The following is a 15,052-nucleotide window of genomic DNA, read 5'->3' as shown; positions in this document are numbered from 1 at the left end:
GGCAGGTAGCGTGACCGCGTGAACTCGCTGGTGGCCACCCCCCTCGTGGTGCCGATGTTGTTGGGTATCAAGTGGCTGGACCCCGAGTGGCTCCAGCACGAGTACGGCAACACCTTCATCTGGATCGCCGTCGCGATCGTCTTCGTCGAGTGCGGGCTGTTCTTCCCGTTCCTCCCCGGCGACACCCTCCTCTTCGCGCTGGGCCTGTTCATCGCGGGCAGCAACACGACGGGCTACTCCGTCATCGGGATCTCCAACGAACCCGTCGAGCTGGTCATCGCGATGGGGCTGCTGATCGTCGCCGCCTTCGCGGGCAACGTGGCGGGCTACGAGATCGGCCGCAAGGTGGGCCCGCCGATGTACGAGCGGGACGGCAGGATCCTCAAGCGCAAGTACTTCGACCAGACCGGCGCCTTCTTCGAGAAGCACGGCAACAAGGCCCTGGTCATCGGCCGGTTCGTGCCCTTCGTGCGCACCTACATCACCGTCGTCGCCGGCGTGACCCTGATGGAGCGTCGTCGCTTCTTCGTGTGGAGCGCGATCGGTGCCGTGCTGTGGGTCGTCTCGATCACGCTGCTCGGCTACTTCCTCGGTGCCGCCATCCCGGCACTGGGCGAGAACATCGACTACGTCACCCTCGCGATCCTCGCGTTCTCCGCGGTGCCGCTGGCGTGGGAGTGGTGGCGCCACCGCCGTACGTCGAGCCGCGAGGCCGACGACAACGACGGCGACGGGGTCCCCGACCGCGACATCGCGGGCATGGACACCACCCACAACGGCGTCAACATCGCAAAGCCCGCGAACGACTGATCATCCTTCCCATGTCCCCGGCGAGCCCCGGACCCAGCAGGTCAGCATCAGTGGCGACGACGACGCCACGCTGCGCGGCTGGTGGGACGGACTCTCCGACGGCGCGACCATCCTCGCGCCGCTCGAGCAGGCTCCCTGGGGCGACAGCTTCGGGATGCTGAGCGACAAGTACGGCGTGGACTGGATGGTCAACATCGCCGGGGCCTCCGCCGCGGAGTGACCTCGGGCCTCAGGCCTGCGCAGCCGCCCGGGCAGCGTCCAGCTCGGCCTTGGTGAGCACCGCACGGATCTCGAGGCCCACGTCCGCCAGCGGGTTGGCCTCGCCCGGGCTCCGGTCGATCGCGCAGACGACGGTGGCGACACTCGCGCCCCGCTCGCGCAGGGCGTTGGTGGCATCGCGCACGGCGCCGCCCGTGGTGATGACGTCCTCGATCAGCACGATCCGCTTGCGGTCGACCTCAGGCCCCTCGGCGAGCTTGGCCGTGCCGTACTTCTTGGCCTCCTTGCGCACGAACACCACCGGGATCCCGACGAGCTGGCTGACGGCGGTCGCGATCGGGATGCCGCCCATCTCCAGGCCGCCGAGCAGGTCGGCCTCGGCGGGCAGCAGCTGGGCGACCTCGCGGGCCACACGGGCGAGCAGGCCGGGGTCCGCCTCGAAGAGGTACTTGTCGAAGTACTCGTTGCTCACCTGGCCGGACCGGAGGGTGAACTCACCCGTCAGGCGGCAGGTGGCGTCGATGTCGGCAGCGAGAGCAGAGTCCGTGGTCGTCACCCCGCAAGGCTATCGGTGTCGGTAGGTTCGAGATCGTGCACTCCGCAGCCCGACGCGTCGCCGGCATGGGCGAGACGATCTTCGCCGAGATGTCGGCCCTCGCCGTCCGCACTGGATCGGTCAACCTCGGCCAGGGCTTCCCCGACACCGACGGCCCGACCTCGATCCTCGACGCCGCCAGCGCGGCGCTGCACGGCGGCGCCAACCAGTACGCCCCTGGCATCGGCATCCCCGCGCTGCGCCACGCGATCGCGCGCCACCAGCAGCGCCACTACGCCATCGACCTCGACCCGGACCGCCAGGTCGTCGTGACGACCGGCTGCACCGAGGCGATCGCCGGCGCGCTGCTCGGCCTGGTCGACCCGGGCGACGAGGTCGTCGTGCTGGAGCCGTACTACGACTCCTACACCGCGATGATCGACTTCGCCGGCGGGGTACGACGCCCGGTGACCCTGCGGGCGCCGGACTTCCGACTGGACCCGGCCGAGCTGGAGGCTGCGGTCTCGCCGCGGACGAAGCTGATCCTGCTCAACACGCCCCACAACCCCACCGGTCGGGTCCTCGATGCCGACGAGCTCGCGGCCGTCGCGCGGGTCGCACTCGAGCACGACCTGCTCGTCGTGACGGACGAGGTCTACGAGCACCTCACCTTCGACGGGCGTCCCCACGTCCCGATCGCCACCCTGCCCGGCATGGCGGAGCGGACCCTCACGCTCTCGAGCGCCGGCAAGTCCTGGTCGGTCACCGGCTGGAAGGTCGGCTGGGCGACCGGCCCCGCCGAGCTCGTCGCCGCCGTGACGGCCGCGAAGCAGTGGCTGACCTTCACGTCGGGCGCGCCTCTGCAGCCTGCGGTCGCCGCCGCTCTCGACGCCGAGGCGGAGTTCCCCGCCCGACTCGCACTCGACCTGCACGCCCGCCGCGACCAGCTGGTCGCCGGTCTGGGCGAGGCCGGCCTGACGGCGTACACACCGGAGGGGACGTACTTCGCGACCACCGACGTCAGCTCGCTCGGCTGGGCAAGTGGCGGCGACTTCTGTCGCGCGCTGCCCGAACGAGCCGGTGTGGTGGCGATCCCCTCGGAGGTCTTCTACGACGACCCGGATGCGCCCGGAGCCGGACGGCAGCTGGTCCGCTGGGCCTTCTGCAAGAAGCCGGACGTGATCGCCGAGGCGGTCAGCCGGCTCGCGGGAGCCGACCTCACCTGCTGATCAGCCCGTGGCGGTCTGGTCGAAGTAGGACAGGATCTTGCCGCCGTCGCCCTCGCGGACGTCGTTCTCGATGTCCCAGCCGTACCCGGCGACCGTCGTCGGCGCGCACGCGCTGCCACCGATGATCCCGCTCGTCCCGGCAGAGTCGCTGGATGCCTCCTGCTCACCGGTGGCCTTGTCGAGCAGCGCGATCTGACCGTTCGCGGCCACGGCGACCTGGTCGTCGCTGACGGCACACACTCCCTCGACGTTGGGCGCCGACCAGAGCTTCTTCGACAGGTCCGCGGAGTAGGCGGTGGCACCCTCGTCCTCGAGCCAGATGACGATGTCCTGCGACGGCTCGGCATAAGCACCGGCCAGCACCTGGCCCTCGCCCGCACCGGTGACCTGACCCGTCGCCAGGTCCAGGCGCAGGTACTCGTCCTCCTCGAACCTGTAGGCCACCCCGCTCCCGGCGTCGGCGAACGCACCGGCACCACCTGAGAGCGCGACGTCCAGCACCTCCTCCACCAGCCGGTACATCGGGTCCTCCTCGGTGTAGGTGTGCAGCGGCTCCGTCAGGTCTGCCGGGTCCAGGACGGTGATCCCGGCAGGGTCGCGACGCAGCAGGTGCGTGCCGAACGCCGCGATGGTCACGGTCGGCCGGGCACCGTCTGCCTCCTCCTCGGACAGGACGTAGTCGGACAGACGCGACGGCTCACCCGTCGCCGTGTCGACGAGGTACCACCCCGAGTTGGCACCGACGACGACGTACTTCCCGTCCGTCGTCGCGCTGGTCGGGCAGGACTGTGCGTTCTGCTCCCAGCTCGCGTCTGCCTCGTCGAGCGGGCCGGTCTCGAGTTCGACGACCGACCTGTCCTGCAGCAGGTCGTCGAAGCTGACCAGTGAGTACGTCGTGGTCGCGTCGTTGATCCCCTCGGCGTCGGTCTGGTTGACCACGACGGACCAGATGCGCGGGTCCTCACCGGGGCTGATGACCGCGTCGCAGTAGCCACCCACCTCACTGAGCTCGGTGCTGGCGATCGTTCGACCGTCGACGGCGTACGTCGTGAGGCGGCCACCCAACGAGGAGCCGAGCGACACGTCCTCGGTCCCGCGACCCAGGACGAGGGAGTCAGTCGAACTCACCACGCCGCCGAGGTACTCGAGACCGGTCAGGGCGAAGGCATCGTGGTTGCGTGGCCTGCTCTCCCCGTCGCCGTCGGTCGTGGCGCTCTCGATCGCGGAGGGCGACGCATCGGACGGCGCCGCCGGCGACGAGCCGTCACCCTTCTGGGCATCGTCGCCGCAGCCCGTGAGCCCGAGCGAGAGAACGCCGGCAACGGCGAGGGCATTGAGGACACGGGGACGCATGGGCACTCCTGGGGATGGTTCGGATCGGTGCTTCAACCCTGACCGCAGCGAGAGGCCGCGACACGAGGGAGGACGACCCCATCTAGGTGGGTGGTCGCTCCCGCACGGGGCGAAACGGCTGTTCGGAGTTGTTCGGAGTGCGTCCTCGGTCGGGACACCCACCGGATCGGGGTCGTTCAACCCCTGTGGACGGGCCGCCGTCCGCAGCAGGCTGTGGGGGTTGCTGCGGACAGCGCCGCCGGAGGAGGACACATGGAGAAGATCGGCGACTACCCGATCCAGGGAGTCATCGGAGCCGGCGGGTTCGGGACGGTCTATCTCGCGACCGATCCGACATCCGGCGAAGCGGTGGCCGTCAAGGTTCTCGACTGGCCCGAGGAGGGCTGGCGTCGACAGATGTTCCGGGACGAGGCAGCGGCCCTGCTGTCCGTGCAGCACCCGAACGTGGTGCGCGTGCGCGCCGTGATCGACGAGCCGGGACTGGCCGCGATCGTGACCGACTACGTCGCCGGAGCCTCACTTCGCGAGGTCGTCCGCAAGGCCGGGCCACTGGACGGACCGCAGGCCCTGAGTGTGCTCTGGGGAGCACTGAACGGACTGGCAGCTGTTCACGCCGCCGGGCTCGTCCATGCCGACCTGAAGCCGGAGAACATCCTGCTGGACGAGACCGGCACGTCGCGCCTGATCGACTTCGGCCTCACCTCACCTCCCCGACAGCTCGACGGGCCGGACACCTGGATCGGTACGCCGGCCTACATCGCGCCCGAGATCGTCCTCGGCTCCCACATCGACCACCGCTCAGACATCTACGCCACGGCGATCATCCTGTTCGAGCTCCTGTGCGGGCGCGCGCCGTACCTCGGACCCAATCCGGTGATGACGGCGCTGCTGCACGTGCAGTCCGACATCCCGGACCCGCGCGGCCTCCGGCCCGAGCTCGGCGAGCCGCTCGCGCGGCTGTGCACGGGCAACCTCGCCAAGGACCCAGCGGCGCGCCATCAGCACACTCCGGCCTTCATGGAGGCCCTCGACCGGGCTGCGACCACTGCGTACGGACGTCGGTGGGCTGCAGCGGGAAGCAGCCTGGGTGCCCTGGTCGGCGCCGTTCTCGTCGGACTCCCCGGCGGCGCGGGCGCGGGTCTCGGTCTGCTCGGCGGCGCCCCTGTCGCCGCTGCGGGGGCGGCCGCACTCGGTGTGGGCGCTGCCGGTACGGCGGCAACGGGAACCGTCGGCTCAGGTGCCCTCGCCGCCATCGGCGGAGCCAAGGCCGTGGCCGCGGCCGCGAGCGTGCTCGCCCTGGTCGTGGTCGGCACCGTGGCTGCAGTCGTGCTCTCCGCGAAGGACGAGGCCGGCTCCACTGCGGCCGCGGCGGGAACCACCGACACGGGTCCGCGGATCGCCTATCTCGGGGCCAACGGCACCCACACCGTCCGGCCGGACGGCACCGACGACATTGCGCTGGGCGCCGGCAACGGCGACTCCCGCTGGTCTCCCGACGGCCGCCAGCTGGCCTTCAGCTCGGGCGGGGGCATCCACGTCGTCGACGCCGACGGCACGGACCCCACCCTGGTGACACCTGCAGCCGTCGACGGGGCAGCCGGGCCGGTCTGGTCACCGGATGGCGAGTACCTCGCCTTCACCGAGCTCAGCGCCGAGGGGCGGCCGGAAGGAGTGTTCGTCATCGGCGCCGACGGGACCCGTCTGCACCAGGTGGACGCGAACACCCACCGCCCGCAATGGGTCGGCAGCGACCGGCTCCTGGTGTCCACCAGCCCGGATCCCGACGCGCTCGAGCCTCCACCGGTCGCCGCCAAGCTGGTCCGCGCCGACGGCAGTGGCGGTCAACGCCTCTTCACCGGGGGCACCAGCGCGAGGGACCACAAGACCTGGTTCACGGTGTCGCCCCGTGCCGATCAGGTGGCCTACATCGGTGATCCGGACCCCGCCGGCCGAGGTGACGAGATCCGGGTGCTGGACCTCGCCAGCCAGACCTCCACCGTCCTGTCCCGGGTCCCCGACAGGGCGGAGCAGATCGCCTGGTCACCCGACGGGGAGAGTCTCGCTGTCGTCGGGACGGACCTGAACGCCCCGGACGTCGTCGAGGACCTGGAGCACTACCTCGGCATCATCCCTGTCGCCGACGGGCGTCTGCTGGACGTCGACAGCGACCACCAGGTCCTGGACATCGTCTGGTCACCGGACGGAACCCGGATCGCCTTCACCGGCGGCACGACGACCTGGAAGACCGACGACGGGTCGACGTCGAGCACGACAACCGCCCAGGGCATCTGGACCGTCGCCGCCGACGGCACCGACGAGCAGCGGGTGGTGGCGGGCTACGCCTATGCGCCCGACTGGCGCGCGCCCGAGGGCGATGTCGAACCGGTGTCCCTCCCGTCGGCCCCTTCCGTGATCCCCGATCCCACACCGACGACCTTCAACCCTCCCGCCTCGGTCGACGGCACGGGCGACGTCAGCGCGATCGCGGTGCTCCCCCTGGACTTCCAGACCTTCGTCGCCGAGGAGGCGCGGGCGCGCTATGCCGACGTCGGGGACGCCGGCGGTCCGGGCTGCGGCAGGTCAGCCTCCTGGGTCCAGATCGAGGTCTACGACCCACGTGGCTTCGCCCGCGGCGGCATCGACGCCTGCGGGGGATCGGTCGTGTACTGGGTCCGTGGCGAGGACGGGTGGACCCAGGCATGGGCCGGGAACGGTGTGCCGCTCTGCTCGGAGTTCGACGGAACCCAGCTCCCTGTCTCCGTGCTTCCCGAGGGGACGTGGGGCTGCTACACGGCAGACGGCGAGTTCGTCCGGCTGCCGAGCAAGGCCTGACACCCGGCCCGGATCATCCCCCGGCAAGGGAGGCGAACAGGACCCATCCGGCCGCCACGACGCACAACGCCACCACGAATCCCACGGCGAACCACCCGACGCCGCGGGCCCGCCGTCGGCGTACGACAGGCAGATGGACAGGGAGGTCGATCTGCCGGTCAGCGGCGAGCCGTGAGTCGGACGACGGCACCGTGCGCGAACCCGGCGCGTCGATCGTCGCGTCGTCGTCACCGTGGGCGGCCATGTCAGGCCACACCGTGATCGATCGCGTAACGCAGGAGCTCCGGACGCCGACGGCAGCCGGTCTTGTCCCTCATCCTGTCCAGGTGCGACTGAACGGTCTTGATGCTCACGAAGAGCGTCGTGGCGATCTCGGCGTCCGTGTGGCCAGCGGCCACCAGACGCAGGACCTCGACCTCGCGCGCGGAGAGACCCGTCAACAACTGGAGTCGCCCACTCGCTCCCTCGTTCGCGTCTGCGGTCTCGAGCAGGGCGTCGTCGTCCGACTGCACGACCAGGACGTACGGGCCCACCCGGATCCGGTCTGACGGGGCCAGCGACCGGGAGGCACCCAGCTGGACACCGTTGACCCACGTGCCGTTCCGGCTCCCGGCATCGCTCAGGACCAACTGGTCACCGAGCCGCTCCAGCACTGCATGGATCCGGGAGACGGTGGGATCGCTGGGCAGCTGGACCTCGCACTCCGGCGAGCGACCGATCCTGGCGCAGGCAGCGTCGACCACCACCGCCTGACGACGGCTCCCGTCCTGCACGTTCAACCGGATCATGATGCGCCCATGATTCCAGTCCGGTGCCGTCGACGGGCGAGGACAGGACAAGTCGACGACGCCGGCCTCCGAACCCCTAGGATCTCCCGCGGACGTCACGCTCGGGAGCGCGACCGACGGTCCTGCGGCACTCGGGCAACCCTGGACACGACCTGGTGGACCTGACTGCGATGGGGGCGACGTGACGGACCTGGTCCCAACCGCGGAGTCCTCCGCCTTCGATCCGATCACCAAGGACCTCCAGCAGCTCAGGATCGACGCCGGGCTGCCGTCGTACAACGAGATCGTCCTGCGCATCACCCGCGTCCGAGAGGGTCGCGGGGTCGATTCCGCGGCGGCCAGGCCCGCGCGGACCACCGTCTACGACGCGTTCCGAACCGGCCGACGCCGGATGGATCCCCTGCTGGTGGGCGACATCGTTCGTGCCTTGGGCGTGCCCGAGGGCGAGGTGGCGGCGTGGCAGGAACGGGTCCGGATCGCGCGGCTCGAGGTCGAGACCAGCCCGGCCGCCGTCCCGGAGGAACACCCTGCCGCGGCCGAAGTGACTCAGCGGCGGACCACACGCCGGTTGCTGATCTCACTGCTCGCTGCCTGTGTCGCCCTCAACCTCTTGGGTCGGGTCACCGTCGACTACCTCGACCTGCCGATCTATCTCGACATGGTCGGGACCGCCGTGTCCGCGGTCGTTCTCGGCCCGTGGTGGGGGGCGCTCGTCGGGCTCGTCTCCAATCTCGCCGGCACCGCCATCAGCGGTCCTGCCTCACTGCCCTTTGCGCTCGTGAACGTCGGGGGTGCCCTGGTCTGGGGCTACGGCGTCCGTCACCGGCGCTTCAACAGCAGCCTGCCGCGGTACTTCACGCTCAACCTGATCGTTGCCTTTGCCTGTACGGCGATCGCCGCGCCGATCATCGTGGCGCTCGGAGGCGAGGCCCATCACCGCAGCGATGACCTGGTGGCCCAGATCCAGGCGGTGACGAGGCAGTTCGTGGCCTCGGTGCTCGCCATCAACCTGCTGATGTCGATGATCGACAAGGTGATGAGCGGCTTCGTCGCCCTTGTCGTCGCTGATGTGCTCGACCGGCCTGTCGCGCCGCCACCTGCGCCTCAGGTGCGGGGCGGGGACTGAAGGGTCAGCGGCGGAACCAGGCCGAGACCTCGGGACGCACCAGCAGCCAGCCACCCGTGGTGAGCAGCAGGACCATCACCACCAGCGGCGGCGCGGCCAGGCACATCACCAGGGTCACCAGGGCGGCGCACGCTGCGGACACGACGAGCGTGATCCGCGCCCAGTTGTGGCCGACGAAGGTGAGCCCGGCCAGGACGATGGCAGCGAGCGCCCACAGCACCAGCCCGCCGAGCACGACGTAGACCGACCAGACGAGGTCGCTCTCGCTGAACCCGGAGGACTTCATCAGCTCCGGGCGCTGGCTCTGCATCTCGGCGTAGAGATCGTCGCTCTGCTGGGCGACCACGAGGGCGGTCAGCGCGAGGCCGGCGACCACGGCGGTCGAGGTCACCCAGGCCAGGATGCAGGCGGCCATCAGCCCTGCGGGTCGCGGCGCGAGGCGGCGGGCGCGCGGTGCGGGGGCGAGCTGCTGTCCGGCGGGGTGCGGCGCCGGAGGGACAGGGGACGTGGGGACTGCGGGCTGCGTAGGCGGCGTGGCGAACGGGTCCGGCGCCGGCGTACCGTCCGTCGGCACCGTCGGGCTGCTCGAGCGCATTGCGGCGAGTCGCGCCGCGCGACGCTCCTCGTAACGCTGCACCCACGGCCGGCCGGCGTACCAGTCGCGCGTCGGCTGCAGCCAGAGCAGCACGATGCCGGCGAGGACCATCGGGGCGAGGAACTGCTCGGTGGCCAGGCCACCGACGAACAGCAGCGGGGACAACCCCGTGAGCACGAGGCGGGCGCTGGTCGAGCGGCGGAAGACCTGGAAGCCGAGGATCGTCGACGCCGTGGCGGCACCCGCGCCGACCAGGCACAGGATCCGCAGCGTGGTCGCCATGCCGTCGACGGTCAGGCCGTAGTCGCCGTCCCCGAGCATGCGGGAGATCTGCTCCTGCGCCTCGATCGTGTGCAGCGTCGCGATCCGCTGCCATGCCGCGAGCACGACGAAGACCGAACCGCCGATGATCAGCACGCCCGCGAGCGTGGCCTGTCCCGGACGGGGCTGCTGATCCTTGCTCATGGCTCCATTCCACCAGACCGCACCACGCGTCACACCGGCCGGGCGGCTCATGCGCCGCCGCTCACACCTCCAGCACCAACCCGTCCTCACCACGGTCGACGGCGACCCGCCCACCGTCGCTCACCCCGCCACCGATGAGCAGGCGGGCGAGCGGGTCACCGATCGCGGTCTGGACCAGCCGGCGCAGCGGCCGGGCGCCGTACGCCGGGTCGTAGCCCGTCTCCGCGAGCCACTGCTGCGCGGCGGGGGTGACCTCGAGCGCGATCCGTCGACCGGCGAGCCGGTTCTCGAGCAGCCGCAGCTGCAGTCCCACGATGACGGCGAGGTCGTCGCGGCTGAGGGCGTCGAAGGTGACGATCTCGTCGAGCCGGTTGAGGAACTCGGGCTTGAAGGCCGCCCGGACCATGCCCAGCACGGACTCCCTCTGCTGCTCCGGCTTCAGCATCGGGTCGACCAGGAACTGGGAGCCCAGGTTGGAGGTCAGGATCAGCAGGGTGTTGCGGAAGTCGACCGTGCGGCCCTGGCCATCGGTGAGGCGGCCGTCGTCGAGCACCTGTAGCAGGATGTCGAAGACCTCGGGGTGGGCCTTCTCGACCTCGTCGAGCAGGACGACGGAGTACGGCCGCCGGCGCACCGCCTCGGTGAGCTGGCCGCCCTCGTCGTAGCCGACGTAGCCGGGAGGGGCACCGACGAGCCGCGCGACCGAGTGCTTCTCGGCGTACTCGCTCATGTCGATGCGCACGATCGCCCGCTCGTCGTCGAACAGGAAGTCGGCGAGCGACTTGGCGAGCTCGGTCTTGCCGACGCCCGTGGGGCCGAGGAACAGGAACGAGCCGGTCGGGCGGTTCGGGTCGGAGATACCGGCGCGGGCACGTCGTACGGCGTCACTGACGGCGCGTACGGCGTCCGCCTGGCCGATCAACCGGGAGCCGATCACCTGCTCCATCTCCAGCAGCTTGGCACTCTCGCCCTGCAGGAGACGGCCGGTGGGGATGCCGGTCCAGGCCTCGACGACCTCGGCGACCTGGGCCGCTCCGACCTCCTCGCCGACCAGCTTCTCGCCGGGCGCGATCGTGCCCTCGGTGGCCTCGACGGCCCTGATCTGCTCCTCCAGCGCGGGGATCTGGCCGTAGAGGATCTCGCTGGCCCGCCCGAGGTCGCCCTCGCGCTGCAGCCGCTCGGCGTCGATGCGCAGGTGGTCCAGCTGACGCCGCAGCGCACCCTCGCCCTCCAGCTCGGACTTCTCGCGGGCCCAGCGGGCCTCGAGTCCGCGCAGCTCCTCCTCCTTGTCGGCGAGGTCGGCGCGCAGGACGTCGAGCCGCTCGACGGAGGCGTCATCCCCCGCCGATGACACGTCCTTGGTGAGCGCGAACTCCTCCATCTTCAGCCGGTCGACCTGGCGGCGGAGCTGGTCGACCTCCTCCGGCGAGGACTCGATCTCCATGCGCAGCCGCGACGCGGCCTCGTCGACGAGGTCGATCGCCTTGTCGGGCAGCTGACGTCCGGAGATGTAGCGGTCGGACAGCGTCGCGGCGGCGACCAGCGCGGCGTCGGTGATCCGGACGCCGTGGTGGGCTTCGTACTTCTCCTGGATGCCCCGCAGGATCTGGATCGTGTCCTCGACCGACGGCTCGCCCACGAAGACCTGCTGGAAGCGGCGCTCCAGTGCGGGGTCCTTCTCGATCGAGGTGCGGTACTCGTCGAGCGTGGTGGCGCCGATCATGTGCAGCTCACCGCGCGCCAGCATCGGCTTGAGCATGTTGCCGGCGTCCATCTGCGAGTCACCGCCGGCACCCGCACCGACGACCGTGTGCAGCTCGTCGATGAACGTGATGACCTGGCCCTCGGACTGCTTGATCTCGTCGAGGACCGACTTGAGGCGCTCCTCGAACTCGCCGCGGTACTTCGCGCCGGCGACCATGCCCATCAGGTCCAGGCTGAGCACCCGACGGCCCTTGAGCGAGTCGGGGACGTCGCCCGCGACCACGCGCTGCGCCAGTCCCTCGACGACGGCGGTCTTGCCGACGCCGGGATCGCCGATCAGCACGGGGTTGTTCTTGGTCCGGCGCGACAGGACCTGGATGACCCGGCGGATCTCCTGGTCGCGTCCGATCACCGGGTCGAGCTTGCCCTCCTCCGCCGCCGCGGTGAGGTCGACGGAGTACTTCTCCAGTGCCTCGTACGTCGCCTCGGCGTCCTGCGAGGTGACGCGGCGGTTGCCGCGGACGGCCGTGATCGACTCCCGCAGGCCGTCGGCGTCCAGGCCTGCATCGCCCAGGACCGTGCGGGCCGACGACTCGACGGTGGCCAGCGCGATCAGCAGGTGCTCGGTGGCGACGTAGTCGTCCTTCATGGACTGTGCGAGGTCGAGCGCGGCGGCCAGGACACGCGTCAGCGCGGCGGAACCGGCCGGCTGCTTGACGGTGGCCCCGCTGGCGCTGGGCAGGGTGTCGCGCTCGGTCGCGGCGGCATGGACGAGACCGGAGACGTCCACGCCGGCCTTGGCCACGAGGTTGGCCGCCGTGCCGTCCTGCTGGAGGAGCAGCGCGACGAGCAGGTGGATCGGCTCGACGGTGGAGTTGCCCGCCGAGGTGGCGGCGAGCTGGGCGGCCTCGATCGCCTCGCGGCTGCGCGTGGTGAACTTGTCGGCTCCGAACTGGCTCATGGGCCCGATTCTCCTGTGGGTGGGTGGACGATGTCACTCACCCCAACGTCGGCAAAGTTGAGTCTGTTCCACTCAACTTTGAAATCTCCGCATCAATCCGCGTCGATCTCCGGCGGCGCCTCGTGCTCGGGCAGGTCGACACTCGTCGCGGTGGCCTCGTCGACCAGCGCGAGCTTGCAGAACTCCTCGCCGAACGGCGTGAGGTGGATGCTGCGCCGCACGACCTTGGCGAATTTGACCGAGTGCATCGCCGCCATCACGTCGGGCTGGGCCTCGAGCACCTGGTAGTCCTGGTGGTCCTCGACCGACTCCCGCGAGAACCAGACCAGGCCGAGCCGGAACAGGTTGTTGAGGTACGACGGCACCTGCTCGAGGTAGCGCAGGCCGGCCCGCGCACCGACCATGTTGAGGCCCGGCGCGATGAGCTGGCTGCTCACCATCCCGATCGGGCCACCCGTGCGGATGTCGACACTCGGCTGGGGGCCCTCACGCAGCAGCATCACCAGGACCCGCGCCTCGTCGGGCGCGAGCTCGTCGAGGATCCGGTCGAAGGCCGGGTGCCGGTCGTCGGTGCTCCACACGTCGCGGGACTTCTCGAGCAGGTCGTTGCCTCGCTCGCGCAGGCTCTGCGGTCGGTTGCCGACGACACGGCCGTCCACGACGGGAGCAGCGATCGGCACGGCGCGGTCGGGAGCGGCCCCGAGGGACTCCCCTGCCCGCATCAGTGCCGTTGCGACAGGTACGCCGCCGGAGACCTGCCGGGCGACCTCGCCCAGCGCGCCGACGTACGACCCGACGTCGCGGATCAGCGCGGACGCCTCCTCGCGGTTGGTGACAGCCTTGCCGACCCGCATCCAGTTGCGGGTGGTGGCGCGCATGCCCCAGCCAGCGGTGTGCAGCGCAGCCGAGCCGGCGACCCGGGCCAGGCCAGGCAGCGACTCCGCGACCGCGGGTCCGGTGAGTGCAGGCAGACGGGGCAGCCCGTCCCTGTCGACGTCCTCAGTCATCACAACCACTTTCCACTTGCCGATCTCACGGGGGGAATCCGGGGATCCAGCCCCAGTTGAAGATGCCCAGGTGCAGGAAGCCTCCGGCGGCACCCATGATCGCGCCATGGGCGTAGAGCATCCACTCGTCCTCCTTGATGGCCGAGCGCATCATCTCCACGAAGTCCCGCGGCGGGAGCTCCTTGGTACGACGCGCGATCAGCACCCGGATCTTCTCGGACTGCTTGCGGCTGAACTCCGCGTCCCGGAACGGAGTGATCGTCCGGCCGACGGCCTCCTGGGCGAAGGAGTCCTTGATGCTGTCGTAGCGCTTGCCGCCCATCGCGACGTTGACCGCACCGCGCAAGGGGCCGGCGGCCTTGTCGATCGCGGGACGCATCGCGGTGGCGATCATCTGGCGGGTGCGGTCCCCCCGGGGACCGTCCATCAGGAAGTCGCCGATCCGCTCCAGCGTGATGACGTCGTCGGCGATGATCCGGGCGTAGACCTCGGCGCACTCGTCCTGGCGGCGCAGGAACAGTCCCTGGACCTTGATGCCCAGGATCCGCTTCGCCTCCGGCGGGTCGAAGATCAGCCACATGCCGAGCAGGTTGGTCGTCCAACCGACGAAGACGCCCAGGAGCGGGAGCAGCCACCAGATGTGCCAGGTCTGGTCGACGATCGCGACCGGGATGCCGAGCAGGAAGCCGAAGATGAACCCGAAGGCGACCATCAGGTTGAGCTCGCGCTGGCCGACGTCCTTGAACACCCGCACCACCAGCTCGGGGTTCTTGCGGAAGTGGTCGATGACCATGATCTTCGGGTCGAGCAGCTGGTCGATGTGCACGCCGATCTCGTCGGTGATCGTCTTGACCACCGCCGGCAGCTGCGCCTGGACACGGTCCACGACGGCCTGGCGCACCGGGCGCGGCAGGTCGCGCCACAGCCGCGGGTGCTCGCGCATCATCACGTTGTCGACGAGCTCGGGCAGGTCGGGGCGGAAGACGTTGACGATGTGCTCGGCGATCTGGTCGGGCTCGAGCTGGGCGTAGAACTCCGCCGGCGTGCCGAGCTTGGCAATCACCTTGTCGACGGCGATGCTGCCCATCTTGGCCGCGCGCGCGGGGACGATGCCCTGCCAGCCGAGGCCGCCGTCCATCCAGCCCGGGATCTCCTGGACCTTGCGGGGCAGGACCCCGGCGATCTCCTTGAGTCCCGGGACCTGGAAGCCGTGGAAGGCGACCGGCTTGAAGAGCATCCACAGCCCGGACCAGTTGATCAGCCAGCCGATGATTCCGGTGAAGAACGGGATCGACACGAAGGCGAACCAGTCGACATGGTCGACCCAGTCCCTGAGCCACTCCAGTACTGCGTCCACTCGTACCTCTCGTCCCGCGGCACCGTGAGCGCCCCATTGCCACTGCAACGGTCCCGACGGGCTGAGGTTAG

The 15,052-nt window shown here is 70.3% G+C and carries 12 protein-coding genes; 4 read left to right on the top strand and 8 right to left on the bottom strand.

Annotation, left to right across the window (positions count from 1 at the left end; genetic code table 11):
• Window positions 1-18: 18 nt before the first annotated feature.
• Entirely contained in the window at window positions 19-810 is a 792-nt protein-coding gene (locus tag ASE01_RS06235; RefSeq protein ID WP_235535886.1) for a DedA family protein, read from the top strand.
• A 229-nt stretch (window positions 811-1,039) separates the two neighbouring features.
• Here ASE01_RS06235 and pyrE read toward each other — a convergent pair whose 3' ends face one another.
• Window positions 1,040-1,585 carry an orotate phosphoribosyltransferase gene (gene pyrE, locus ASE01_RS06225; RefSeq protein ID WP_056749296.1) on the bottom strand — a complete coding sequence of 182 codons (546 nt, stop codon included), beginning with the start codon at window positions 1,583-1,585 and terminating at the stop codon, window positions 1,040-1,042.
• Between the two features lie 35 nt (window positions 1,586-1,620).
• Here pyrE and ASE01_RS06220 point away from each other — a divergent pair, with 35 nt between their 5' ends.
• Entirely contained in the window at window positions 1,621-2,793 is a 1,173-nt protein-coding gene (locus ASE01_RS06220; RefSeq protein ID WP_082605845.1) for a pyridoxal phosphate-dependent aminotransferase, read from the top strand.
• Here ASE01_RS06220 and ASE01_RS06215 read toward each other — a convergent pair whose 3' ends face one another.
• On the bottom strand, window positions 2,794-4,146 hold the full coding sequence (locus ASE01_RS06215) for a hypothetical protein (protein ID WP_056749295.1): 1,353 nt from the start codon (window positions 4,144-4,146) through the stop codon (window positions 2,794-2,796).
• A gap of 252 nt (window positions 4,147-4,398) precedes the next feature.
• On the opposite strand from ASE01_RS06215, the gene ASE01_RS06210 reads away from it, so the two are divergent.
• Entirely contained in the window at window positions 4,399-6,978 is a 2,580-nt protein-coding gene (locus tag ASE01_RS06210; protein ID WP_056749294.1) for a protein kinase domain-containing protein, read from the top strand.
• Between the two features lie 13 nt (window positions 6,979-6,991).
• Here the strand turns inward: ASE01_RS06210 and ASE01_RS06205 are convergent, their stop codons facing one another.
• The gene (locus tag ASE01_RS06205) at window positions 6,992-7,222 is read right to left on the bottom strand and encodes a hypothetical protein (protein ID WP_056749293.1); all 231 of its coding nucleotides are present in this window, start codon (window positions 7,220-7,222) and stop codon (window positions 6,992-6,994) included.
• A 1-nt stretch (window position 7,223) separates the two neighbouring features.
• Entirely contained in the window at window positions 7,224-7,766 is a 543-nt protein-coding gene (locus ASE01_RS24785) for an FHA domain-containing protein (protein WP_056749292.1), read from the bottom strand.
• A 181-nt stretch (window positions 7,767-7,947) separates the two neighbouring features.
• On the opposite strand from ASE01_RS24785, the gene ASE01_RS06195 reads away from it, so the two are divergent.
• On the top strand, window positions 7,948-8,892 hold the full coding sequence (locus tag ASE01_RS06195) for an ECF transporter S component (RefSeq protein ID WP_056749291.1): 945 nt from the start codon (window positions 7,948-7,950) through the stop codon (window positions 8,890-8,892).
• A 4-nt stretch (window positions 8,893-8,896) separates the two neighbouring features.
• On the opposite strand, the gene ASE01_RS06190 is transcribed toward ASE01_RS06195, so the two are convergent.
• The 4 genes from ASE01_RS06190 to ASE01_RS06175 all read right to left on the bottom strand — a co-directional run bounded on the left by ASE01_RS06190 (window position 8,897) and on the right by ASE01_RS06175 (window position 14,981).
• Window positions 8,897-9,952, bottom strand: coding sequence for a hypothetical protein (locus ASE01_RS06190; RefSeq protein ID WP_056749290.1), 1,056 nt, complete (start codon window positions 9,950-9,952; stop codon window positions 8,897-8,899).
• A 61-nt stretch (window positions 9,953-10,013) separates the two neighbouring features.
• Window positions 10,014-12,617 (bottom strand): ATP-dependent chaperone ClpB, encoded by a 2,604-nt coding sequence (gene clpB, locus ASE01_RS06185; RefSeq protein WP_056749289.1) that lies wholly within the window; start codon window positions 12,615-12,617, stop codon window positions 10,014-10,016.
• 92 nt (window positions 12,618-12,709) lie between these two features.
• Window positions 12,710-13,624 (bottom strand): Abi-alpha family protein, encoded by a 915-nt coding sequence (locus ASE01_RS06180; protein ID WP_056749288.1) that lies wholly within the window; start codon window positions 13,622-13,624, stop codon window positions 12,710-12,712.
• A 25-nt stretch (window positions 13,625-13,649) separates the two neighbouring features.
• Window positions 13,650-14,981, bottom strand: coding sequence for a hypothetical protein (locus ASE01_RS06175; RefSeq protein ID WP_056749287.1), 1,332 nt, complete (start codon window positions 14,979-14,981; stop codon window positions 13,650-13,652).
• Window positions 14,982-15,052: the final 71 nt, after the last annotated feature.

Source organism: Nocardioides sp. Root190, assembly GCF_001428565.1.
Taxonomy (GTDB): Bacteria; Actinomycetota; Actinomycetes; order Propionibacteriales; family Nocardioidaceae; genus Nocardioides.
The sequence above is the reverse complement of the archived record's forward strand: the minus strand, read 5'-3'. Positions and strand labels throughout refer to the sequence as shown.

Coding starts and splice junctions, on each gene's coding strand:
- ASE01_RS06215 (WP_056749295.1), bottom strand. CDS start 4,146: ATGCGTCCCCGTGTCCTCAATGCCCTCGCCGTTGCCGGCGTTCTCTCG.
- ASE01_RS06210 (WP_056749294.1), top strand. CDS start 4,399: ATGGAGAAGATCGGCGACTACCCGATCCAGGGAGTCATCGGAGCCGGC.
- ASE01_RS06205 (WP_056749293.1), bottom strand. CDS start 7,222: ATGGCCGCCCACGGTGACGACGACGCGACGATCGACGCGCCGGGTTCG.
- ASE01_RS24785 (WP_056749292.1), bottom strand. CDS start 7,766: ATGATCCGGTTGAACGTGCAGGACGGGAGCCGTCGTCAGGCGGTGGTG.
- ASE01_RS06190 (WP_056749290.1), bottom strand. CDS start 9,952: ATGAGCAAGGATCAGCAGCCCCGTCCGGGACAGGCCACGCTCGCGGGC.
- clpB (WP_056749289.1), bottom strand. CDS start 12,617: ATGAGCCAGTTCGGAGCCGACAAGTTCACCACGCGCAGCCGCGAGGCG.
- ASE01_RS06180 (WP_056749288.1), bottom strand. CDS start 13,624: ATGACTGAGGACGTCGACAGGGACGGGCTGCCCCGTCTGCCTGCACTC.